The organism is Streptomyces sp. NRRL S-37 (assembly GCF_000721605.1).
Lineage (GTDB): Bacteria > Actinomycetota > Actinomycetes > Streptomycetales > Streptomycetaceae > Streptomyces.
The window spans coordinates 118,412-138,986 of sequence record NZ_JOIZ01000008.1 but is presented as its reverse complement, the minus strand read 5'-3'; the positions used below and the strand labels follow the sequence as shown (position 1 = coordinate 138,986).

Below are 20,575 nucleotides of genomic sequence, written 5' to 3'. Positions count from 1 at the left end.
CGCCTGGAGTTGGCGTGAGGCAAGCACCGCCCGCCGGGGTGTCGGCGTCAATGCCCTGGATACGGCCCCCGGTGCGCGAAGGCCGCGCGCAGTTCCGGCTCGCCCACCGCGCGGATGCCGTGCACCGCGACGGAGGTGAGATACGCGCGGTCGTCGCCGGCGCCGCGGGGCAGCGCGCCCAGCAGTCGCTGACCGGCCGGGGAGGCCCAGGGCGAGTACGGGTGGACCTCGAACCGCGCGACGGCCAGACAGCCCAGCGTGAAGACCAGCGGCAGCGCGAACCACAGCGCGACCAGATGGCGCGGCATGTCCGACGGGACGGGCATGAGCAGGGCGGCCGCCCCCAGTCCCGCCACGACGGGCACGGCGAGCCGCACCTGCCGTACCGCGTCCGCGACGGTCGTCCCGGCAGCGTCGGGCACCGCCAGCCCTGCGCCGACCAGCCGTTCGGCGATCCCGCGCACGGCGTCCGCGGTCGCCGCGGCGGCCCGCACCGGCGCGATCGGCGACTGCCCCTGGGGTCCTATCGCCCCTATCACCGACCGTTCCATCTCGTCCCGCCCGCGCGGATCGACCACCGTCGCCCAGCCGGTGTGCGCGAGCAGCAGCCGCCGCTGACGGGCCATCGCGACGAGCGTGACGTCGGCGACCCGTCCGGGGCCACCGGACAGGAACGCGGCCTCGTACAACGTCAGATCGCGTCCCGCCCCCGCGTCGGAGTCGGCCACGGCGGCGCCGCGCACGGCGGCCAGGCACAGCCGCAGGCACGTCACACCGGCGACGGCCCAGGCCAGGAGCAGAAGAGGGACCCAGAACATGAGTTGTTTGTAAGCGCGCGGTCGCGACAACACCATGCCTTGTTCACGATCCGGGACGCGGTGTTGCCGGTATGTGATGTTCCGCTCGGATTGCCGGGCGCCGGCGGTCAGCGCCGCAGCAGCGCCCGTCGGGTGGCCCGCGCCAGCCGCACCGCCGGCCTGCGCGAACGCGGCCTCGACCCGGAGCGCTCCAGCCACCACTCCCGCAACTCGCGCCGCACGGCCGTGTTCTCCGGCCGCCCGGCCAGCACGTGCTCGGCGAAGTCCAGCGCGTCCCGCCGGTAGCCGCCGGTCATCGGCCGCGTCTGCGCGTACGCGAGGAACGCGGGCCGGTATCCCTTCCCGAGGATCACCGGAAGCTCGGGCGCGACCTTGGCGACGACATCGGCCCGCTTGGCGGCGAGCGCCCGCGCCTGCACGCCCATCCGCACCCGGTCGAACCCCTCCGGTACGGGCGTCCCGGCGACCAGCGCGGACAGCACCGCGGTCTGCGCGAGCGCGAGCCGCTCCCGCGCGGCCCCGGAGGCACCCCGCCCGGAACCGGGACGGCCGCCCACGACGGGTGCCGCGCCCGCCTTCCGGCGTCCCGCCCCCTCCTCGACCGCCCGCCGGATCGCATCCAACTCCCGCTCCATCTCCTCCGCTTCCGGGAAGTTCTCGTCCCGCTCCAGCAGCACACCGGGCGGGGCGACCCGGGAGGCGAGATCGGTGAGCACGTCCAGCACGGGCCGCGGCACGGGGTGGGCGTGGCTGTCGTGCCACACGCCGTCCCGCTCGAACCCGCCCGCGACATGGACGTACGCGATGGCCTCCAGGGGCAGTTCGGCGAGCGCCTCGGCCGGGTCCTCGCCCCGGTTGACGTGGTTGGTGTGCAGATTGGCGACGTCGATGAGGAGCCGTACGCCGGTCCGGTCGGCCAGCTCGTACAGGAACTGTCCCTCGGTCATCTCCTCGCCGGGCCAGGAGAACAGCGCGGCGATGTTCTCCACGGCGAGCGGCACGGGCAGCGCGTCCTGCGCGATACGGACGTTCTCGCACAGCACGTCGAGGGCGTCACGGGTGCGCGGCACGGGCAGCAGGTGCCCGGCCTCGAGCGGACCGGAGGCGGTCAGGGGCCCGCCCGCCCGGACGAACGCGATGTGCTCGGTGACGAGCGGCGACCCGAGCGCCCCGGCCCGCTCGGCGAGGGCGGCGAGCCGCCCCTGGTCGGGCCGTTCGGCCCCGCCGAGACCCAGCGAGACCCCGTGCGGCACGACGGTCACCCCGCGCTCCCGCAGCCGCGTCAGCGACTCGGGCAGATGCCCGGGACACACGTTCTCGGCCACGACCTCGACCCAGTCGATCCCCGGCATGCGCTCGACGGCCTCCGCGATCTCCGGCCGCCACCCGATCCCCGTCCCCAGTCGCACCATCGTCCCCGTCCCTCCTCCACCGGCGTGTCCGGCCCCCCGTAGGTGAGAGGGATATGGCCCTCCGGCACATCCCCGAACCGCGCCCGGCCCACCTTCAGAGGAACATTTGAGGTTGGGGGCGCGCCGGCCGGGCGAAGCCGGCGAGCGTACGGAAATCGTCCTCCCGAAGCCCGATCCGTGGATCGACGTGATGCAGCAGCCCGGCTGCGGGGTGGTGGGACGGAACGGGGGCAGAACGTCGTACCTGTATGGGCCGACACCGTGGTCCGTGGGGCACTTGGTCCGGCCGGGTACATGTGGGGCGTACGGGCGAGGTCCGGTGCTCAGTCGGTCCGGCCGAGCGGGATGGTGCGGGAGCCGGGGGCGAAGTCGTCGAAGGACTGTTCCCAGGTCTCGCTCGGCCAGTGGTAGGTCACGCGGCCCTCGGCGGGCCGGTAGTGGGCGGTGTAGAGCGTTCCCAGGCCCTCGTCGTACGCGTACTGGTACAGCGGCGGCTCCAGCATCGCCGCCACGTCCGTTCCCCTCGCCCGGACGGTGTTCAGCCGCTCCTGGGTCCGGGAGAACCGCTCCTGGCCGTCCGGCACCGGCAGGTGCTGGTGGTTGGCGGCGCAGGCGTCGGGTGCCTCGGTCAGCGGGATGTCCGGTCCCACGAACACCGTCACCGACTTCTCGGAGTCGACGAGGGTGACGTTCTGCGGGACGGCGATCGGGAGGGACCGCAGCTTGCCGACCGCCTCGTCGACGGTGTCGCACGTCTCCAGCAGGTAGCGCAGCACGATGAGGACGGAGAAGCCGGGGCCGTGGACGAACCGGCCGCCGAAGGTGAGCGAGACCGCGAGCCCGGCGTCGTTCATGCCGTCCAGCAGGCCCCAGGCGGCGTCCTGCATGCCGATGACCGGGCGGAGGAAGTGCGAGAAGACGATGGTGCCTTCGCACTCGTCGGGGGCGAAGTCGTAGTTGCGCAGCAGGGTGCCGCCCGCGCCGATCTGGGTGCAGCCGGAGAAGAACGGCCGCAGGGCGGCGAGGGTGAGGAAGGTCTCCCCGCCCGGCCGGTCGAGTCGACGGGCGAGCCGCTCCAGGACCGGGACCAGCTCCGGCAGGTGCGTCTCGAACAGCTTCCGGGCACGTTCCGCGCCCTCCGCGGTCCGGCCCTCCTCGGTCACCCACTCCTCCGCGCGCGGCCACATGGCCTGTACGTGACCGGCCCAGCGGCCGTCGCCGCCGTCGCCGATGTCGAGGGCGCGGAAGGTCTTCCTCAGCGGGCTCATTCCGGTCGCTCCCTTACGGGCCTCGGGTGAAGTAGGGGCAACCTACTTGATTTCACGGGAAATTCCTTGCTCCGTACCGTCGACGCCGCCAACACCCCGCCCGTCTGTCCGACTCCGTCCCCCGGCCGAACCGCCGGGTGACCCGGCATGTGCCGAGGTGCGGTGAACCGGCGTTCGGGAAGGACGCGTTCAACGGGGGTGGCAGGGGACAAGGGGAGCGGGCGGTGCCCGCACCGGTGGTCGCCTCCGGGGTCGTCGGGAGGCAGGCCGTCGCCGCCCCCGTGCCGCGGCCCGCCGAAGGACTGCCGCGCTCCGGCAAGGGTCCGCTCGGCCACTGGGGCTTCGCCGCGATCGGTCCGTGCCGACGCGGGCGCGCTCGCCGCAGCCTCCGCATCAAGGGTGCCGCGCCGTCGTACGGGCATCGGTGACCCCCGCCGCACCCTGGGGCAACTCCCGTGCACGCGCGACTCGTTGACGCTTCACCGACCCGGTACTACGTTGCAGAGAGCGCTCTCACACCCCCCACACAGGGAGCAGCCCATGACTCCGTCACGAAGATCCCGCCGGTGGCACCCTGCCGCGATGCTCGCCCTGGGCCTCGCCCTCTGCGCCCTGCCACCGCACACCGCGTCCGCCGGCGACACGGCGGCCCCCGCCCCGGCGGCCGCCGTCTGCAACAAGTACTGCGACGCCCGCGACCCCGCCCTCTCCCCGGGCGACCGCACACCCGTCACCGCCGGCGTCCACGGACGCTCGATCGTCCTCCACTTCGACGACGCCGACGCCATGGGCTGGGCCTCCGTCGGCAACGGGAACCCCGGCGACGAGGTCTGGCTCGACCGCTCCTTCGACGGCGGCCGGACCTGGAGTTCGGGAAGCAGGCTCGGCGCCACCGCCGTACCGTCCGGGCAGCGCGGATGGCGCACCTTGATGTACAACGTCGACGACTGGGGCGCGCACGGCGTCGGCGCGCTGCGGGCCTGCGGCAAGGCCGGTGACCGGCCCGAGATCGCCTGCACCGCCTGGGCGCGCACCACCTGGAACGCCGGCGACCGGCGCACCGCCGCGGCCACCGGACTGATGACGCTCTACGACTACTCCACGGGCCTGTTCGCCACCACCGGCTGGTGGAACTCGGCGAACGCCCTCACCTCCGTCATCGACAACATCCGCGTGTCGGGCATGGGCAGTTACCGGTACGCCGTCGCCCGCACCTACGACCTCAACGTGAACGCGCGCGACGGGCAGTTCCGCAACGAGTACATCGACGACACCGGCTGGTGGGGCCTGGCCTGGGTGGCCGCCTACGACCTGACCGGCGACAGCCGCTACCTCGCCACCGCCCGCGCGGACGCCGACCACATGGCCGCGTACTGGGACTCCACCTGCGGCGGCGGGGTGTGGTGGAGCACCGCGCGGACGTACAAGAACGCCATCGCGAACTCCCTCTACATCGAGCTCAACGCCGCGCTGCACAACCGGATCCCCGGGGACCGGACCTACCTCGACCGGGCGCGGGCCGGCTGGTCGTGGTTCCGGGGCACGGGCATGGTGAACGGCTCGAACCTGGTCAACGACGGCATCGACCTGGGCACCTGCCGCAACAACGGCGACACGGTGTGGTCGTACAACCAGGGCGTGCTCCTCGGCGCCCTCACCGAGCTGTACCGGGCGACCGGCGACGGCGCCCTGCTCACCGGCGCGCGCCGGATCGCCGACGCCGCCACCACCTCGTCCGCGCTCAACACGGCGGACGGCATCCTGCGCGACCCCTGCGAGAGCGGCGACTGCGGTGCGGACGGGCCGTCGTTCAAGGGGGCGCACGTGCGCGGGCTCGGGGAGCTGAACACCGTCCTCGCCGACCACCCGTACACCCCCTACCTCCGACGCCAGGCCGGCCGCGCCCACGCGAGCGACCGCAACGCCCTCGACCAGTACGGGCTGCGCTGGTACGGGCCGCTCGACAGGGTGGACGCGGCGCGTCAGCACAGCGCCGTCGACCTGTTCAACGCCGCGCCCTGACCGACGGAAAGGACGAGACGATGTCCGACCGCACTCACCGCTTCCTCGGCGCACTCGTGGCCCTCGGCCTCGCCCTGGCCGGGCTGGTCGCCCTGCCCGCCCCCGCACGGGCGGCGACGCCGGTGTGCGCGCTGGCCTGCGACACCCTCGACCCGTCCAGGGCCGCGCGGGACACCTTCCCCGTACCGGCCCGGACCATCAACGGACGGACCCTGCGGCTGCACGTGTCCGATCCGGACAGCATGGCCTGGGCGAGCATCGACAACGCTGTCACCGGTGACGCCGTCTGGCTGGACCGCTCCTGGGACCGCGGCGCCACCTGGGAACCCCTGCTGGGCAAGGCGTCCGTCCCCGGCACCTGGACCGGCACGCGGACGCTGATGTACAACATCACCGACCCGGCCGGGCACCGGCGCGGCTGGATCCGCGCCTGCGGCGACGCGGCCGGGGTCGCCTGCACCGACTGGGTGTACCCGAAGGTCTGCGACGGCTCCTCGTGCGACGGCGCCGACCCGGCCGGCGCGGCCGGCGACGACCGCCCGGTACCGGCGACGACCCTGTTCGGGCGCACCATCAGCCTCCACATGGACCACGCGAACGGTATGGCCTGGGGGGTCATCGAGAACGGCGGCGCGGGCGACGAGATCTGGCTCGACCGTTCCTGGGACGGCGGAGCGACCTGGCCCGAGGGCTCCTCCCTGGGCCGTACGGCCGTCCCGTCCGGTGCGCGCGGCACCCGGACGGACATGTTCGCCACCCGGGACCCGCGCGGTCTCCTCTTCGGCGGCGCGGTCCGCGCGTGCGGCCGGGAGGCCGCCCACCAGGAGGGCAGCTGCACGGCGTGGGCCCGGCCGGTGCCGACGCGGGCGCGTGCGGCGGCCGACACGCTGATGGCGTCGTACCGGACCGACGAGGGCTGGTGGCGCAGCAGTTGGTGGAACTCGGCGGTCGCGATCACCACGGTGATGGACTTCGCCCGGAAGACCGGACGGCACGACTACGACTGGGCCGTCTCCCGCACCTTCGAGCGGAACAAGGGCGTCTTCCCCGCGGGCGTCCGCAGCTCGGACCCGGTCGAAGGCCACTTCATCAGCCGCGCCGTCGACGACGCGGGCTGGTGGGGCATCGCCTGGGTGACCGCCTACGACCGGACGCGCGAACGGCGCTACCTGGACGAGGCGGTCACCATCGCGGACTACCTGCACCGGCACTGGGACCCGTCCACCTGCGGCGGCGGCATGTGGTGGGACCGGGAGCACACCTACAAGAACGCCGTCACCAGCGGCCTGTACCTGTGGCTGACCACCGCGCTGCACCAGCGCCTCGCCGGTGACACGGTGTGGGGCGAGCGGGCCACCACGGCGGCGAACTGGTACCTGGACAGCGGCCTGATCGATTCCTCGGGCCTGGTCAACGACGGCCTGACCCGCGACTGCGCCAACAACGGCCAGACGGTGTGGAGTTACAACCAGGGTCTGGCCATCGGCGGCTTCACCCAGCTGTGGCGCTCCACCGGCGAGACCCGCTACCTCGACACCGCTCGGCGGCTGGCGGACGCGGCGATGACCTCACCCCGGCTGACCCGCGACGGCATCCTCACCGAGTCCTGCGACGTCGGCGCCGCCACCTGCGACGACAACCAGAAGCAGTTCAAGGGCATCTTCATACGCCATTTCGCCGACCTCGCCGAGGCCACCGGCTCCACGGCCTACCGCGCCTACCTCGCCCGCCAGGCCGACTCCGTCTGGACCACCGACCGCGACCCCCTCAACCGCCTCGGCCAACGCTGGGCGGGCACCACCCCCAACCCGGCGGACTGGCGCACCCAGGCGAGCGCCCTGGCGGCGCTCACCGCGCACTGACACCCGGTCACCTACGTGTCAGCGCAGGGCCGGGTGGTCCGCCACCACCGTGCAGGAGCCCGGGGCGATCTCCGTGAAGCCCGCGTCGCGGACCGTGGGGAGGCCGCCGGCCGTCAGGGCGGGCCAGGCGGCCGGGGCGGCGGTGCGGACGGCGAGGGGGAAGCCGGTGGCCCGCCAGGTCGCGCGGGCCTCGTCGGAGAGTCCCCACCAGGCCAGTTGGGCGCCGTGACCGGCCTGCGCCATGGCCTTGCCGGCGGACATGTCGAGGGCGGGGTTGAGCCAGAGGGTGGGGACTCCCGGCTCCGCGGGCGGTACGGGGTCGGGGTCGTCGAGGTCGGTGCCGGAGACCTGGAGGCGGGCCAGGTCCTTGGGCCAGCCGTCCAGCGGGACCGGCGGGAAGACGCGGACCTCCGCCGACTTGCCGGTGACCGTGATGCCGGGCAGTGCCTCCGCGCGGCGCCACTCCGCGCCGCGTGCCCGGCGCACCACCTTGCGGATGCGGGCGTCCTGCCAGTCGCGCATCGCCCGCGCCCACTCGCCCTCGTCCACCGAGCGCTCGTCGGCCAGCATCACCAGCACCGCGCGGGCCGCCGTCTCCAGCGCGTCCGTACGGGCCGGGGGCGCGGCCCGCTCGATGCGGACCACCAGGGGCAGGACGAACTGGGGCGCCGCGTCGCGGGCACCGGGGTCGGGGCGGAAGGGGCTGTCTGCGGCAGGGGTTCGGTTATCGCTCACGGGGCCAGTGTGCCAACCCGCGCGGCGGTCCCGTCAGCCCGAGCAGGCCGTGCGCTCGGCCTCCCGCCACTCGCAGACCGGGCACAGCGTGACGCCCTTGTACGACTCCGGGTACTCCGTCGGCTCCTGGCACAGCACGCAGGCCGCGTACGGCGGGCCGTCGGCCTTGGGCGGCCGGGTGGCGTCGATCAGGCAGTAGTCCTCGTCGGTGTCGCTCATGTCTTCAGCGTAGGACGGTTCAGCCCCGGCCGTTCGCCGCCGCGATCAGTTCGGAGACCTTCACGAAGCGGTAGCCCCGGCGGTGCAGCTCCGGGACGATCCTCCGTACGGCCCGTTCCGTCGTCGGGGCCGCGCTGCGGGTGCAGTGCAGTACGACCACCGAGCCGGGGCGCACGCCCTCCAGCACCTGTTCGGCCACCGCCTCCGCGTCCGTGGCGAACGCGTCACCGCCGACCACGTCCCACTGCACGGCCGTCACCCCGGCCGGGGTCAGTGCCTTGAGCGCCGTACGGTCGTAGCAGCCGCCGGGGAAGCGGAAGTACGGCTTCGGATCGGGCACGCCGACCTTCCGGAACACCGCGTACGCCCGTTCCACGTCCGTCCGCATCCGGTCGGCGGAGACGGCCGGCAGGCCGTAGCAGTCACCGGTGAACGCGTAGTGGCTGTAGGAGTGGTTGGCGACCTCGAAGAGCGGGTCCCGGCCGATGGAGCGGGCCTGGTCCGGGTACTCCTCGGCCCAGCGGCCCGTCATGAACACCGTGGCCGGCACCCGCAGCGCGCGCAGGGCGGCGATGAGCCGGGGGTGGTCGAAGTGCTCGCCGGCCGCCGCCCTCGGGCCCTGGTCGGCGGTCATGTCGGCGTCGAAGGTGAGGGCGACCGTCCGGTCGCCGGTGCGCGGGCCGTTGCGGAAGACCGGGGTCAGACCGGACGGGCCCGGGGCGAGCGTGGGCGGCACCGAGGGCGCCGCGGGGGCGGAGGGTGCCGGCCGGGGGGCCTGCTGGGGGGCGGGGGAGGGGCGGGAGGCGGCGCAGGCGGTGAGCGTGGTGGCCAGGACGCATACGGCGGCTGCTCGACGTACGAGAGTGATCACCGTATGACGATATGAGTGATTTCTTGATGTTTTTGCGCTGATAAGGCCGGTTCGAGGTCGGCCTCACCCGGGTGGGTGCTCGGGGGCGCCCACCCGGGGCGCGTCAGATGTCGCGCCGCTGCAGCGGCCGCGTCGCCGGGCCCTGGACGACCTTGCCGTCGATGTCGAAGCGGGAGCCGTGGCAGGGGCACTCCCAGGCGCGTTCGGCGGCGTTGAAGTCCACCAGACAGCCCAGGTGGGTGCAGCGGGCGGAGACGGCGTGCAGGGTGCCGTCGTCGTCGCGGTACACCGCCACCCGGCCGCCCTCCGCGCGGACCACGGCGCCCTCGCCCGGCGGCAGCGCCTCCGCCGGCGGGGCGGGGCGCAGCCGGTCGCCGACGAAGTGCCTGGCCACCTGCGCCTGGTGCTTGAGGAAGGACGGCGCCTCGCGCACGGCGGAGGCCAGCCGGCGCGGGTCGTACAGCCCGCTCCACGCGCACTCACGGCCGGTGATCCACGCGGTGAGCAGCAGGCCCGCCATCATGCCGCCGCTCATGCCCCAGCCGCCGAAACCGGTGGCGACGTAGGTGTGCCGGGCGCCCGCGTGCAGCGGGCCGACCAGCGGCACGGTGTCGGTGGGATCGTTGTCCTGAGTGGCCCAGGAGTGGGTGAGCTCCACGTCGGGGAAGTGGGTGCGGGCCCACGCGGAGAGGCGGTCGAAGAGGGCGCGGGTGTCACCCGTGCCCGGCGTGAAGTGCTCACCGGTGATCACCAGGAGGCGACGGGAGCCGTCCTCGCCGTAGGGGGCCGTACGCACCGAGCGGGTGTTCTCCTCCGGGGTGATGTACATCCCGCCCGGGTCCTGGCCGGCCGGGACCGGTCCCGCGACGACCAGTTCGCGGCGCGGGGAGAGGCGGGTGAACAGCAGCGCCCGGTCGAAGACCGGGTAGTGGGTGGCGACCACGACGTCCCGGGCCGTCACCGTCGCCCCGGCCGCCGTCGACAGACGGCACGGCGTGCCCTCCTCCAGGCCGACGACGGTGGTGTCTTCGTGCACGCGCCCGCCGTGCGCGACGATGTCGTCCGCGAGGGCCAGCAGGTACTTGCGCGGATGGAACTGCGCCTGGTCCGTCACCTCGACGGCGCCCGCCACCGGGAACGGCAGGCCGGTCTCCGTCACGAAGGAGGCCGGCAGGCCCGCCTCCCGTGCCGCCTCGGCCTCCGCGCGCAGCTCCTCCACCCGGTCCGGGTCCCGGACGTAGGTGTACGCACTGCGGCGCTCCCACTCGCAGTCGACGCCGAGCTCCTCCACGACCCGGGCGGTGTGCTCGATCGCCTCGGACTGCGAACGGGCGTACAGCCGCGCGCCCTCGACGCCCCGGGTGCGGCGCAGCTTGTCGTAGACCAGCGTGTGCAGGGCGGTGACCTTGGCCGTGGTGTGCCCGGTGACGCCGGCCGCGACCCGTCCGGCCTCCAGCACCGCGACGCTCTTCCCGGCCCGCGCCAGCTCCCGGGCGGTGCACAGGCCGGCGATGCCCGCGCCGATCACGGCCACGTCGACATCGAGGTCCCCGGCCGGTGCGGGGTGCCGGCCGCCCGGCGCGGTCTCGAGCCAGTACGAGCCACCTGCTTGCCGCTTCTCCGTCATGCCGGACCGGGTACCCGCGTGCGCCCGGTTCAGTGGCACGGCTGTGCCCTCATGGGCAGGGTGGAGGGGATGAGCCAGGCCGTCGGCCGGACGGACGTGCTCGTCGCGGGCTGAACCCCGCACCGGGACGGACGGCGGTCCCGCCGTCCGTCCCGGTCGTCACGCGGCTACCCGCGCCAGGGCCCCGTCACGGCGAACGTCGTGCCGGGCGTGTAGCAGTTGACGTACATCGTGCGGCCGTCCGGGGAGAAGGTGACCCCGGCGAACTCGCCCCACTCCGGGTCCTCGGCCGTCCCGATGTTCTGCCTCCCGCGTGCCATCGCGTAGACCTCGCCGTGCCGGGTGACGCCGAAGACGTGCTGGGCGCCGTTGCCGTCCTCGCACACCATCAGGCCGCCGCTGGGCGCCAGGCAGATGTTGTCCGGCGACTCGCCGGGGAGCCGGACGTCGGTGTCCGGACCGAAGACGATCACCAGGGTGAGGCGGCGCCGGTCCGGGTCGTAGCGCCAGATCTGGCCGTAGTGATCGGCCGCCGACCCCTCGGCGCTGCGGGCGAAGGACGACACGAAGTAGACCGAGCGGCCGCCCCAGTAACAGCCCTCCAGCTTCTGCGCGTGGGTGATGCCCCGCGGGCCGAAGTCCTGGTGGCGGATGGGGGTCCGAACGGCCTGCGGGTCCGGTACGTCCACCCACTCGATGTGGTCGAAGTGGGCACCGGTCTCCTGGATCGAGGACAGGTCGGGCACCCCGGGCACCCGCATCGCCTGGAGCCGGCCGCCCGCGCGCAGCGAACCGGTGCCGCCCAGCGGCTTCCGGGGCAGGAAGCGGTAGAAGAGGCCGAAGGGCCGCTCGAAGGCGTCCTCGGTCTCGTAGACCACGCCCCGCCTCGGGTCCACGGCGACCGCCTCGTGCTGGAAGCGGCCCATCGCGGTCAGCGGTACGGCGCCGGTGCGGCGCGGGTCGGCGCCGTCGACCTCGAAGATGTAGCCGTGGTCCTTGGCGTAACCGTTGGTGCCGGCCTTGTCCTCGGTCTCCTCGCAGGTCAGCCAGGTGTCCCAGGGGGTCGGTCCGCCGGCGCAGTTCACCGCCGTACCGGCGATCGCGACCCGTTCCGACAGCACCCGGCCGTGGTGGTCCAGGGTGAGTGCCGTACAGCCGCCCTTGCCCTCCGGGTCGTAGGTCAGGCCGTCGACCACCGGGACGGGGACTCTGCCGTCGGCACGGTTCTCGTGGTTGCGGACCAGGTGGGTACGGCCGTGGCGGCCGGCGAAGGCGGCCATGCCGTCGTGGTTGGAGGGGACCGGGCCCTCGCCGGAGCGCAGCGGGTCGCCCTCGCGGGAGAGGACCGTGTAGCGGAAGCCCTTCGGCAGGTCGAGCAGCCCGTCGGGGTCGGGGACCAGGGGGCCGTAGCCGCTGTGGCCGAGGCTTTGGGCGGCGGCGGTGCCGGTGAAGAGCTCGGAGAGGGCGCCGGTGAAGGCGATGCCGATGCCGAGGGCGCCGGAACGGGCGAGCATCTGACGTCGTGTCGCGGGGGAGCCGGTCGTGGACCCGGTGGTGGACCCGGTTTCTGACATGGGGAAACCTTCCTGCTGGCGGACAGGAACTGTGACCCGCCGTGTCTATCACCTGGTGCGGGTCACGGGAACCACGCGCGTAGCTCGTGTCACGTCCCGGGGCGCGGGCCGTCGGGCTCGGGACGCGGGCCGCCGGGCTCCGGGCGGGCTGCCGCCGGGTGGTCCGGTGCGGGCTGGGGTTGCTGGGCGCGTTCGAGGAAGCGGAGGAGTTCGACCGGGAAGGGCAGGACGAGGGTGGAGTTCTTCTCGGCGGCGACGGCGACGATGGTCTGCAGCAGGCGGAGCTGGAGGGCGGAGGGGGTCTCCGACATCTCCTGGGCCGCCTCGGCGAGCTTCTTGGAGGCCTGGAGCTCGGCGTCGGCGTTGATGACACGGGCCCGGCGTTCGCGGTCGGCCTCGGCCTGGCGGGCCATGGAGCGCTTCATCGTGTCGGGCAGGGAGACGTCCTTGATCTCGACGCGGTCGATCTGCACGCCCCAGCCGATCGCGGGGCTGTCGATCATCAGCTCCAGGCCCTGGTTCAGCTTCTCGCGGTTGGACAGCAGGTCGTCGAGGTCGCTCTTGCCGATGATCGACCGCAGTGAGGTCTGGGCCATCTGGGAGACGGCGAAGCGGTAGTCCTCGACGTTGATGACGGCCGCCGGCGCGTCGACGACCTTGAAGTAGACGACCGCGTCGACCCGGACGGTGACGTTGTCGCGGGTGATGCCCTCCTGGGCGGGAATGGGCATCGTGACGATCTGGAGGTTGACCTTGCGCATGCGGTCCACGCCGGGGACGACGAGGGTGAAGCCGGGCGGGCGCGCGGTGCCGTGCAGGCGGCCGAGGCGGAGGACGACTCCGCGTTCGTACTGTTTGACGACCCGGGCCGCCGCGAAGAGGTAGGCGGTGGCGGCCACGGCGGTGCCGGCGGCCGCGGTGAGCAGTTCCTCGACCATGGTGACCTCCCGTTCAGAGGTCTGTGTGCTTCGGGGTGCATTCGCAACGATATGCCCGGTGGTCGGTGTGGGGCCATGCCGGGGGCCCGGGGGCTGGGCGGCGGGGTTTTTCGCCCCCGCCGCCCCTTCCCTTCCCGTCCCCGGGGGCTCCGCCCCCGGACCCCCGTTCGCGCAGTTCCCCGCGCCCCTGATCCGCGCCCCTGATCCGTGCCCCTGAAGCCCGTGCCCCTAGGGGAGCGGGGCCGGTGTCTCCGTGAGTTTCACCGGGGGCGTGCCCGGGGTGCTGTGGCGTTCGGACCAGTTCCTCAGGGCCGTGCGGCAGGCGTGGTCCAGGTGGTGGAGGCCGGTGAGGTCCAGTTCGACGGGACGGTCCTGGGGGAGGGACTCCAGGGTGTCCAGGATCTTCGGGAGGCGCAGGAAGGTCGCGTTGCCCGACAGGTACACCTGGAGGGGGCCCGCGCCCTTGTCTATGACCTCCAGCTTTGCCTGCGAGGCCTCCCAGGCCGTCTTGACGACCGACAGGGCCAGACCGATCAGCACGCCCTCGAACATGTTGACCACGACGATCGACACGGCGGTGACCACCAGGATCAGCGCCTCGCCCCGGTGGCCCCGCCAGAGCGCGGCCACGGCCCGGAACGGGATCAGCTTCCAGCCGGCGTGGACCAGGATGCCGGCCAGCGCGGGCAGCGGGATCAGTGCCAGCGCGGACGGCAACAGCGCCGCGAACAGCAGCAGCCACACGCCGTGCAGCACCCGGGACGCCTTGGTCCTGGCGCCCGCCTGGACATTGGCCGAGCTGCGCACGATGACCGCGGTCATCGGCAGCGCGCCGAGGACCCCGCAGACCGTGTTGCCCGCGCCCTGCGCCATCAGCTCCTTGTCGTACCGGGTGCGCGGACCGTCGTGCAGCCGGTCCACCGCGGCGGCGCTGAACAGGCTCTCGGCGGAGGCGATCAGGGTGAACGCGACGATCGTGCCGAGGACGCCGGCGCCCAGCGAGCCGAAGGCGTCCGCGCCGGGCGGCTGGACGGCGTCGAGCAGACCTTGTACCTCGACCGTCGCGACGGGCACGCCGAACGCGAGGGTGACCGCCGTCGCCAGCAGCACCGCCGCCAGCGCGCCCGGTACGACCCCGGCCGGGCCCGGTATCCGGCGCCACAGGAGCATCACGGCGACGGTGCCCGCGCCGACCGCGAGCGAGGCGAGCGCCTCGGTACTGCCGAGCGCGTCCGCGGCCGCCCCCGGCAGACCGAGGATCTTGTCGACGCCGGAGGCGGGCGCCGTCAGCCCGGCCGCCGCGTAGAGCTGGCCCGCGATGAGCACGAGACCGATGCCGGCCAGCATGCCCTCGACCACCGAGATCGATATCGCGCGGAACCAGCGTCCGAGCCGCAGCGCGCCCATGGCGAGCTGGAGCAGTCCGGCGGCCAGCACGATCACGCCGAGCGCGGGCAGCCCGTAGGTGTCGACGGCCTCGAAGACCAGCACGGTCAGTCCGGCGGCCGGACCGGACACCTGCAGGCTGCTGCCCGGCAGCAGACCGGTGACCAGCCCGCCCACGATGCCGGTGACCAGGCCGAGTTCGGCCGGGACACCGGAGGCGACGGCGACGCCCACGCACAGCGGGAGCGCGACGAGGAACACGACGAGCGAGGCGGCGAAGTCCTGCCGCAGATGGGGGAACCTGGACACGGCCGTGCTCACAGCGCCTCGAAGGAGTCGGTGTCCGCGCGGTGTTCGCGTACGGCTCCGGTGTGCACCTCGTAGTACCAGCCGCGCAGCCGGAGCCGGCCCGAGGCCAGTCGCCGCTCGACGCACGGGTACGAGCGCAGCCGCAGCAGCTGGGCCAGGACGTGGTGCTGGACCGCCTGAGCGCAGGCCGGGTCCGCCGCGTCGGCCGGCGTCGGCTCGTCGGCGGCGTGCGCCAGCCAGTCGCGCACGGCGGGCACGGCGTCCAGGTCGTCGCCGCGCACCAGCGCGCCGATGGCCCCGCAGTGGGAGTGGCCGCAGACCACGATGTCCGTGACGCCGAGGACCCCCACGGCGTACTCGACGGTGGCCGCCTCGGAGGTGGGGCGCCCGGGGGCGTACGGCGGGACGATGTTGCCCGCGGTGCGCAGCTCGAAGAGCTCGCCGGGCCGGGCGCCCGTGATCAGGGCCGGTACGACCCTGGAGTCGGAGCAGGTGATGAACAGGACGTCGGGGGATTGACCCTCGGCGAGGCGGGCGAACTCCTCAGGGCGCTGTCCGAACGTGCGGGCGTTGTCGATGAGGGGCTGCATCTGGTGATTCCTCCTGGCGCGCGTGGGGGCGCGTCGGACGGGCATGACAAAGGTCGGACTCCGCTGACCCGTGGCCCCTGCCTCACGGAATGTGTACGCGGGTGTGAAGGGCGAGGGAAATGCGGAGAAGTGAAGCGCGGGTAAAGCGACAGCGAGAGGCCGGGATGGGGCCGCGGTCGCCGGACCTCGGAACATGTGTGTTTCGCAAGGTGGTTCGCACCTCTTTCGCACACCAAGGCTTGGTCAACGGTTGGTCAAGACACACGTTAACCCTGCAAAGTCCTTTGCAGGGTTAATTCAATGTTTCGTGGCGGGGAGAGCCTGAAAAGAAAGGGTGAATTGGCGTGAATGCGCCCCTGATCGGCGGCGCTTCGATCAGGTGTCCGACGTACGGTTCAGCGGTTCAGCGGGGCCCGGCTTCGGCGAGCCGCCCCGCGTCGCGGGCCAGCGCGGTGAGCCGCGAGATCGCCCGGAAGTACTTCTTGCGGTAGCCGCCCTTCAGCATCTCCTCGCTGAACAGCCGGTCGAACGGCAGCCCCGAGGCGAGGACGGGCACCTCACGGTCGTAGAGCCGGTCCGCGAGGACGACGAGCCGGAGCGCGGTCGACTGGTCCGGCACCGGACGCACACCGGTGAGGCACACCGCGCGGAGCCCGTCGGTCAGGGCGCCGTAGCGGCTGGGGTGGACCCGCGCGAGATGCTCCAGCAGGTCGGGGAAGGCGTCGAGCGAGGCACCCTCGGTGGCGTGCGCCGTCCGCGTCACCCGCTCGTCGGAGTACGGCTCCGGCGCCTCGGGCAGCCCCCGGTGGCGGTAGTCCTCGCCGTCGATGCGCAGGGCGCGGAAGTGGGCCGACAGGCCCTGGATCTCGCGCAGGAAGTCGGCGGCGGCGAACCGGCCCTCGCCGAGCTTGCCCGGCAGCGTGTTCGAGGTGGCGGCGAGCGCGACACCGGCCTCGACCAGTTTGCCGAGCAGGGTGGAGACGAGGACGGTGTCGCCCGGGTCGTCCAGCTCGAACTCGTCGATGCACAGCAGGCGGTGCCCGGAGAGGGTCTTCACGGTCTGCTGGAAGCCGAGGGCGCCGACCAGGTTGGTCAGCTCCACGAAGGTGCCGAACGCCTTGAGCGCGGGCTCGGCCGGGGTGGCGTGCCACAGGGAGGCCAGCAGGTGGGTCTTGCCGACGCCGTAACCGCCGTCGAGGTAGACGCCGCGCGGACCGGCCGGCGCCTTCTTCGGAGCCCTGCCGAAGCCGAACAGCCTGCGCCGGCCCGGGTCACCGGCCGCCGCCCCGTCGAGACCGGCCGCGAAACCCTCGAGGACGCGCACGGCCTCGGTCTGGCTCGGCTGGTTCGGGTCCGGGAGGTAGGTGCCGAAGCGGACCGAGTCGAACCGCGGCGGCGGCACCATCTCGGCGACGAGCCGGTCCGCGGGCACGTGCGGCTCACGGGCGCACAGCGACAGCGGGGCCACGTCGGCTATCGGACCGGGACGGGAGGCGGGGGAGGAGGACGACACGGTTCCCCATGCTACGGGGCGTGGAACACTGCCTGACATGCGACGCCTGTTCCCCGTGACCGACGTGACCGACGAAACAGCAGCTCCCGGCGGGGAGGACGGCCGTGAGTGGAGCCTCGCCGAGCTGGCCGCCGCGTACGCCTATCCCGAGCCGGCGGCCGGCGGGCGGGAGCCGTGGCTGCGGGCCAACATGGTGTCCACCCTCGACGGGGCCGCCCAGCACGACGGCCGCTCCCAGCCCATCTCCTGCCCGGCCGACATGCGGATCTTCGGCACGCTGCGGGCGCTCGCCGACGTGGTGGTCGTCGGCGCGCAGACGGTACGGCAGGAGGGCTACCGTCCGGCACGCGCCCGCGCGGAGTTCGCGGCCGCGCGGGAGGCCGCCGGACAGGGGCCCGCGCCCGTGATCGCGGTGGTGACGGCGAGCCTGGACCTGGACTTCTCGCTGCCGCTGTTCACCTCCCCCCTGGTGCCCACGCTGCTGCTGACCGGAGCCGGGGCCGCCCCCGACCGCGTGGCCGCCGCCGAGAGGGCGGGCGCCCGGGTGATCACCGCCGGGGAGGGGGGAGCGGTGGACCCCGCGCGGGCCGTGCGGGCCCTCGCGGACCTCGGACACACCCGGCTGCTGACCGAGGGCGGACCGAGGCTGCTGGGCCAGCTGGTGGCGGCCGGGGTACTGGACGAGCTCTGTCTGACCGTCTCGCCGATGCTCACCGCCGGTGACGCACAGCGCATCGCCGGAGGACCGTCCGTAACACTTCCGCGGCGCTTCACGCTGAAATCGATGCTGGAGGAGGACGGTTTCCTGTTCACGCGCTACCAGCGGTCCTGACGTCCGTGGCCGTCTCCGTGGCCGCGTCCGCGGGAGCGCCCGGTGGTGGCCGCTTGTCCGGTGATCGGCGGAACGCATCCGTCCGGCCGGTGCGGGAAGGGGCGACACTGAATCCGGCAGTACCCGTGCGCACACGGGGCAGAAGGGTTTCCGCAGGACCTGACCGGGTCCACGGAGCACGGAGGGGACCCCAGGGTCCTCCGAGGAGAAGGGGCGCCTGGTGTTCACCAGCGTACTGATGATCGAGAAGGCCCTGACGTCCGCCGACGTGGAGTTCGTCACCACCTTGCACGGCGACGAGCCGGTCTCCTTCCACGTGCTGCTCCAGCCGCGCGGCGAACAGGCCGACCGGCTGCTGAGAGCCATCGACGACGTCGCGCTCGGCGAGCTCGACGAGGCCGCCCGCGAGGGCGAGACCCCCGAGGGCGAGGAGGCCCAGGACATGGGGGAACAGGCCCTGGAGGTGTCCCTGCGGGCCTTGCGCGCCACCGGCGACACGGCGGACGGCCGCCTCATCACGGACCACCCCCTGGACGCGCTGAGGGCCATGGTGGAGGAGGTCGGGGCGGACGAGGTGATCGTCCTGACCGACCCGCACTACGTGGAGGAGTTCTTCCACCGCGACTGGGCCTCCCGCGCCCGCCACAAGGTCGGGGTGCCGGTGCTGAAACTCTTCTCCCACAGCAAGGCATAGGCTGGGGCGGCGCTCTCCCGGCTCTCCCGCGAGAGCGCGAAGACCGCCGTCCCGCTCGTCGCACCACTGGGAGAACACGCATGGCACCCGGCCTTCCTACCGCCATGGACCGACCGCACTTCATCGGCATCGGCGGCGCCGGGATGTCGGGCATCGCCAAGATCCTCGCCCAGCGCGGCGCGAAGGTGGCCGGCAGCGACGCCAAGGACTCCGCGACCGCCGACGCCCTGCGCGCCCTCGGCGCCACCGTGCACATCGGGCACGCCGCCGGACACCTCGCCGACGACGCGAGCTGCGTGGTCGTCTCCTCCGCGATCCGCGAGGACAACCCCGAGCTGGTCCGCGCGGCCGAGCTGGGCATTCCGGTGGTGCACCGCTCCGACGCCCTCGCCGCCCTGATGGACGGCCTGCGCCCGATCGCGGTGGCCGGCACCCACGGCAAGACCACCACCACCTCCATGCTGGCCGTCTCCCTCACCGCGCTCGGCCGCGAGCCGTCGTACGCGATCGGCGGCGACCTGGACGCCCCCGGCTCCAACGCGCTGCACGGCGCGGGCGAGATCTTCGTCGCCGAGGCGGACGAATCGGACCGCAGCTTCCACACGTACGCCCCCGAGGTCGCGATCATCCTCAACGTGGAGCTGGATCACCATGCCAACTACGCGTCCATGGAGGAGATCCACGAGTCCTTCGAGACGTTCGTCGGCCGGATCGTGCCCGGCGGCACCCTGGTGATCTCCGCCGACCACGAGGGCGCCCGCGAGCTGACCCGCCGGCTGGACGGCTCGGTGCGGACCGTGACGTACGGCGAGTCCGCGGACGCCGACGTCCGGGTGCTGTCGGTCGTCCCGCAGGGACTGAGGAGCGAGGTGACCGTCGAACTCGACGGCGCCCCGCTCACCTTCACCGTGTCGGTGCCCGGCCGGCACTACGCGCACAACGCGGTCGCCGCGCTCGCCGCCGGCGTGGCGCTCGGCGTCCCGGCCGCCGAACTGGCCCCGGCGCTGGCCGCGTACACGGGCGTCAAGCGCCGCCTCCAGCTCAAGGGCGAGGCGGCCGGCGTCCAGGTCGTCGACTCCTACGCGCACCACCCGACCGAGATGACCGCCGACCTGGAGGCGATGCGCGCCGCCGCCGGGGACGCCCGCATCCTCGTCGTCTTCCAGCCCCACCTCTTCTCCCGCACCCGCGAGCTCGGCAAGGAGATGGGGCAGTCCCTGTCCCTCGCCGACGCCTCGGTGGTCCTCGACATCTACCCGGCCCGTGAGGACCCGATCCCCGGCGTCACCAGCGAGCTGATCATCGAGGCGGCCCGGACGGCCGGAGCGGACGTCACCGCCGTCCACGACAAGGCGGAGATCCCCGAGGTGATCGCGGGAATGGCGAAGCCCGGTGATCTCGTTCTCACCATGGGAGCGGGCGACGTCACCGACCTCGGCCCGCTGATCCTGGACCGTCTGTCGAAGTAAGGGGCTGGAAGCTCATGCCGTACGACGTGGAGAAGCCGGACGAGCAGTGGCGCGCGGAACTGTCCCCGTCCGAGTACGCCGTCCTGCGCCAGGCGGCCACGGAACCCGCCTTCACCGGCGAGTACACCGACACCAAGACCGAGGGCGTCTACTCCTGTCGCGCCTGCGGCGCCGAGCTGTTCACCTCGACCACCAAGTTCGAGTCGCACTGCGGCTGGCCGTCCTTCTACGACCCGAAGGACACCGACGCCGTGGAGCTGGTCGAGGACCGCTCGCACGGCATGGTCCGCACCGAGGTGCGGTGCGCCCGCTGCGGCTCCCACCTCGGGCACGTGTTCGAGGGTGAGGGCTATGCGACGCCCACGGACCAGCGGTACTGCATCAACAGCATCTCGCTGACGCTGCAGCCCACCGAGGGCTGATCCGTACCGGCCTG

19 protein-coding genes are annotated in these 20,575 nt (G+C 73.1%); 7 read left to right on the top strand and 12 right to left on the bottom strand.

Going from position 1 to position 20,575, the window contains the following annotated elements; genetic code table 11:
• Positions 1 to 47: 47 nt before the first annotated feature.
• From IH50_RS0115120 to IH50_RS0115110, 3 genes are all read right to left on the bottom strand, one after another.
• Positions 48 to 818, bottom strand: a complete 771-nt coding sequence (locus IH50_RS0115120; RefSeq protein WP_030861458.1) for a TIGR04222 domain-containing membrane protein — start codon at positions 816 to 818, stop codon at positions 48 to 50.
• A gap of 107 nt (positions 819 to 925) precedes the next feature.
• Complete coding sequence (locus IH50_RS0115115) at positions 926 to 2,230, bottom strand: DUF692 domain-containing protein (protein ID WP_030861456.1); 1,305 nt, start codon at positions 2,228 to 2,230, stop codon at positions 926 to 928.
• A gap of 323 nt (positions 2,231 to 2,553) precedes the next feature.
• On the bottom strand, positions 2,554 to 3,498 hold the full coding sequence (locus tag IH50_RS0115110; protein ID WP_030861454.1) for a C45 family autoproteolytic acyltransferase/hydolase: 945 nt from the start codon (positions 3,496 to 3,498) through the stop codon (positions 2,554 to 2,556).
• Between the two features lie 224 nt (positions 3,499 to 3,722).
• Between IH50_RS0115110 and IH50_RS0115105 the strand changes: the two genes are divergently transcribed.
• From IH50_RS0115105 to IH50_RS0115095, 3 genes are all read left to right on the top strand, one after another.
• On the top strand, positions 3,723 to 3,926 hold the full coding sequence (locus IH50_RS0115105) for a hypothetical protein (protein ID WP_030861452.1): 204 nt from the start codon (positions 3,723 to 3,725) through the stop codon (positions 3,924 to 3,926).
• A 112-nt stretch (positions 3,927 to 4,038) separates the two neighbouring features.
• On the top strand, positions 4,039 to 5,520 hold the full coding sequence (locus IH50_RS0115100; RefSeq protein WP_199822087.1) for a glycoside hydrolase family 76 protein: 1,482 nt from the start codon (positions 4,039 to 4,041) through the stop codon (positions 5,518 to 5,520).
• Positions 5,521 to 5,540: 20 nt separating this feature from the next.
• Positions 5,541 to 7,382, top strand: a complete 1,842-nt coding sequence (locus tag IH50_RS0115095) for a glycoside hydrolase family 76 protein (RefSeq protein WP_030861448.1) — start codon at positions 5,541 to 5,543, stop codon at positions 7,380 to 7,382.
• A gap of 18 nt (positions 7,383 to 7,400) precedes the next feature.
• Here IH50_RS0115095 and IH50_RS0115090 read toward each other — a convergent pair whose 3' ends face one another.
• The 9 genes from IH50_RS0115090 to zapE all read right to left on the bottom strand — a co-directional run bounded on the left by IH50_RS0115090 (position 7,401) and on the right by zapE (position 17,144).
• Complete coding sequence (locus tag IH50_RS0115090; protein ID WP_030861446.1) at positions 7,401 to 8,117, bottom strand: peptidyl-tRNA hydrolase; 717 nt, start codon at positions 8,115 to 8,117, stop codon at positions 7,401 to 7,403.
• A gap of 33 nt (positions 8,118 to 8,150) precedes the next feature.
• Positions 8,151 to 8,336 (bottom strand): hypothetical protein, encoded by a 186-nt coding sequence (locus IH50_RS0115085; protein ID WP_030861444.1) that lies wholly within the window; start codon positions 8,334 to 8,336, stop codon positions 8,151 to 8,153.
• Between the two features lie 19 nt (positions 8,337 to 8,355).
• Complete coding sequence (locus IH50_RS0115080) at positions 8,356 to 9,207, bottom strand: polysaccharide deacetylase family protein (RefSeq protein ID WP_030861442.1); 852 nt, start codon at positions 9,205 to 9,207, stop codon at positions 8,356 to 8,358.
• 103 nt (positions 9,208 to 9,310) lie between these two features.
• Entirely contained in the window at positions 9,311 to 10,834 is a 1,524-nt protein-coding gene (locus tag IH50_RS0115075) for an FAD-dependent oxidoreductase (protein WP_030861439.1), read from the bottom strand.
• 167 nt (positions 10,835 to 11,001) lie between these two features.
• A complete protein-coding gene (locus IH50_RS0115070; protein ID WP_030861437.1) occupies positions 11,002 to 12,408 on the bottom strand; it encodes a PhoX family protein in 1,407 nt (468 codons plus the stop codon).
• Positions 12,409 to 12,497: 89 nt separating this feature from the next.
• The gene (locus IH50_RS0115065; protein ID WP_051767309.1) at positions 12,498 to 13,346 is read right to left on the bottom strand and encodes a slipin family protein; all 849 of its coding nucleotides are present in this window, start codon (positions 13,344 to 13,346) and stop codon (positions 12,498 to 12,500) included.
• A gap of 228 nt (positions 13,347 to 13,574) precedes the next feature.
• Positions 13,575 to 15,041 (bottom strand): SulP family inorganic anion transporter, encoded by a 1,467-nt coding sequence (locus tag IH50_RS0115060; RefSeq protein WP_234328160.1) that lies wholly within the window; start codon positions 15,039 to 15,041, stop codon positions 13,575 to 13,577.
• A gap of 8 nt (positions 15,042 to 15,049) precedes the next feature.
• The gene (locus tag IH50_RS0115055; protein WP_030861432.1) at positions 15,050 to 15,631 is read right to left on the bottom strand and encodes a carbonic anhydrase; all 582 of its coding nucleotides are present in this window, start codon (positions 15,629 to 15,631) and stop codon (positions 15,050 to 15,052) included.
• A gap of 403 nt (positions 15,632 to 16,034) precedes the next feature.
• The gene (gene zapE, locus IH50_RS0115050; RefSeq protein ID WP_030861430.1) at positions 16,035 to 17,144 is read right to left on the bottom strand and encodes a cell division protein ZapE; all 1,110 of its coding nucleotides are present in this window, start codon (positions 17,142 to 17,144) and stop codon (positions 16,035 to 16,037) included.
• 37 nt (positions 17,145 to 17,181) lie between these two features.
• Here zapE and IH50_RS0115045 point away from each other — a divergent pair, with 37 nt between their 5' ends.
• The 4 genes from IH50_RS0115045 (at position 17,182) to msrB (ending at position 20,561) form a co-directional block, all read left to right on the top strand.
• Positions 17,182 to 17,976: a pyrimidine reductase family protein gene (locus IH50_RS0115045; RefSeq protein WP_030861429.1), complete on the top strand. Its 795-nt coding sequence runs from the start codon at positions 17,182 to 17,184 to the stop codon at positions 17,974 to 17,976.
• 220 nt (positions 17,977 to 18,196) lie between these two features.
• Positions 18,197 to 18,670, top strand: a complete 474-nt coding sequence (locus IH50_RS0115040; protein WP_030861426.1) for a hypothetical protein — start codon at positions 18,197 to 18,199, stop codon at positions 18,668 to 18,670.
• Positions 18,671 to 18,750: 80 nt separating this feature from the next.
• Positions 18,751 to 20,139: a UDP-N-acetylmuramate--L-alanine ligase gene (gene murC, locus IH50_RS0115035; RefSeq protein ID WP_030861425.1), complete on the top strand. Its 1,389-nt coding sequence runs from the start codon at positions 18,751 to 18,753 to the stop codon at positions 20,137 to 20,139.
• A 14-nt stretch (positions 20,140 to 20,153) separates the two neighbouring features.
• Positions 20,154 to 20,561: a peptide-methionine (R)-S-oxide reductase MsrB gene (gene msrB, locus IH50_RS0115030; RefSeq protein WP_030861423.1), complete on the top strand. Its 408-nt coding sequence runs from the start codon at positions 20,154 to 20,156 to the stop codon at positions 20,559 to 20,561.
• Positions 20,562 to 20,575: the final 14 nt, after the last annotated feature.

What these genes read in the sequence shown, in the direction of transcription:
- IH50_RS0115120 (WP_030861458.1), bottom strand. Translation starts at nt 818, where the DNA reads ATGTTCTGGGTCCCTCTTCTGCTCCTGGCCTGGGCCGTCGCCGGTGTG.
- IH50_RS0115115 (WP_030861456.1), bottom strand. Translation starts at nt 2,230, where the DNA reads ATGGTGCGACTGGGGACGGGGATCGGGTGGCGGCCGGAGATCGCGGAG.
- IH50_RS0115110 (WP_030861454.1), bottom strand. Translation starts at nt 3,498, where the DNA reads ATGAGCCCGCTGAGGAAGACCTTCCGCGCCCTCGACATCGGCGACGGC.
- IH50_RS0115100 (WP_199822087.1), top strand. Translation starts at nt 4,039, where the DNA reads ATGACTCCGTCACGAAGATCCCGCCGGTGGCACCCTGCCGCGATGCTC.
- IH50_RS0115095 (WP_030861448.1), top strand. Translation starts at nt 5,541, where the DNA reads ATGTCCGACCGCACTCACCGCTTCCTCGGCGCACTCGTGGCCCTCGGC.
- IH50_RS0115085 (WP_030861444.1), bottom strand. Translation starts at nt 8,336, where the DNA reads ATGAGCGACACCGACGAGGACTACTGCCTGATCGACGCCACCCGGCCG.
- IH50_RS0115075 (WP_030861439.1), bottom strand. Translation starts at nt 10,834, where the DNA reads ATGACGGAGAAGCGGCAAGCAGGTGGCTCGTACTGGCTCGAGACCGCG.
- IH50_RS0115070 (WP_030861437.1), bottom strand. Translation starts at nt 12,408, where the DNA reads ATGTCAGAAACCGGGTCCACCACCGGGTCCACGACCGGCTCCCCCGCG.
- IH50_RS0115065 (WP_051767309.1), bottom strand. Translation starts at nt 13,346, where the DNA reads ATGGTCGAGGAACTGCTCACCGCGGCCGCCGGCACCGCCGTGGCCGCC.
- IH50_RS0115055 (WP_030861432.1), bottom strand. Translation starts at nt 15,631, where the DNA reads ATGCAGCCCCTCATCGACAACGCCCGCACGTTCGGACAGCGCCCTGAG.
- IH50_RS0115045 (WP_030861429.1), top strand. Translation starts at nt 17,182, where the DNA reads ATGCGACGCCTGTTCCCCGTGACCGACGTGACCGACGAAACAGCAGCT.
- murC (WP_030861425.1), top strand. Translation starts at nt 18,751, where the DNA reads ATGGCACCCGGCCTTCCTACCGCCATGGACCGACCGCACTTCATCGGC.
- msrB (WP_030861423.1), top strand. Translation starts at nt 20,154, where the DNA reads ATGCCGTACGACGTGGAGAAGCCGGACGAGCAGTGGCGCGCGGAACTG.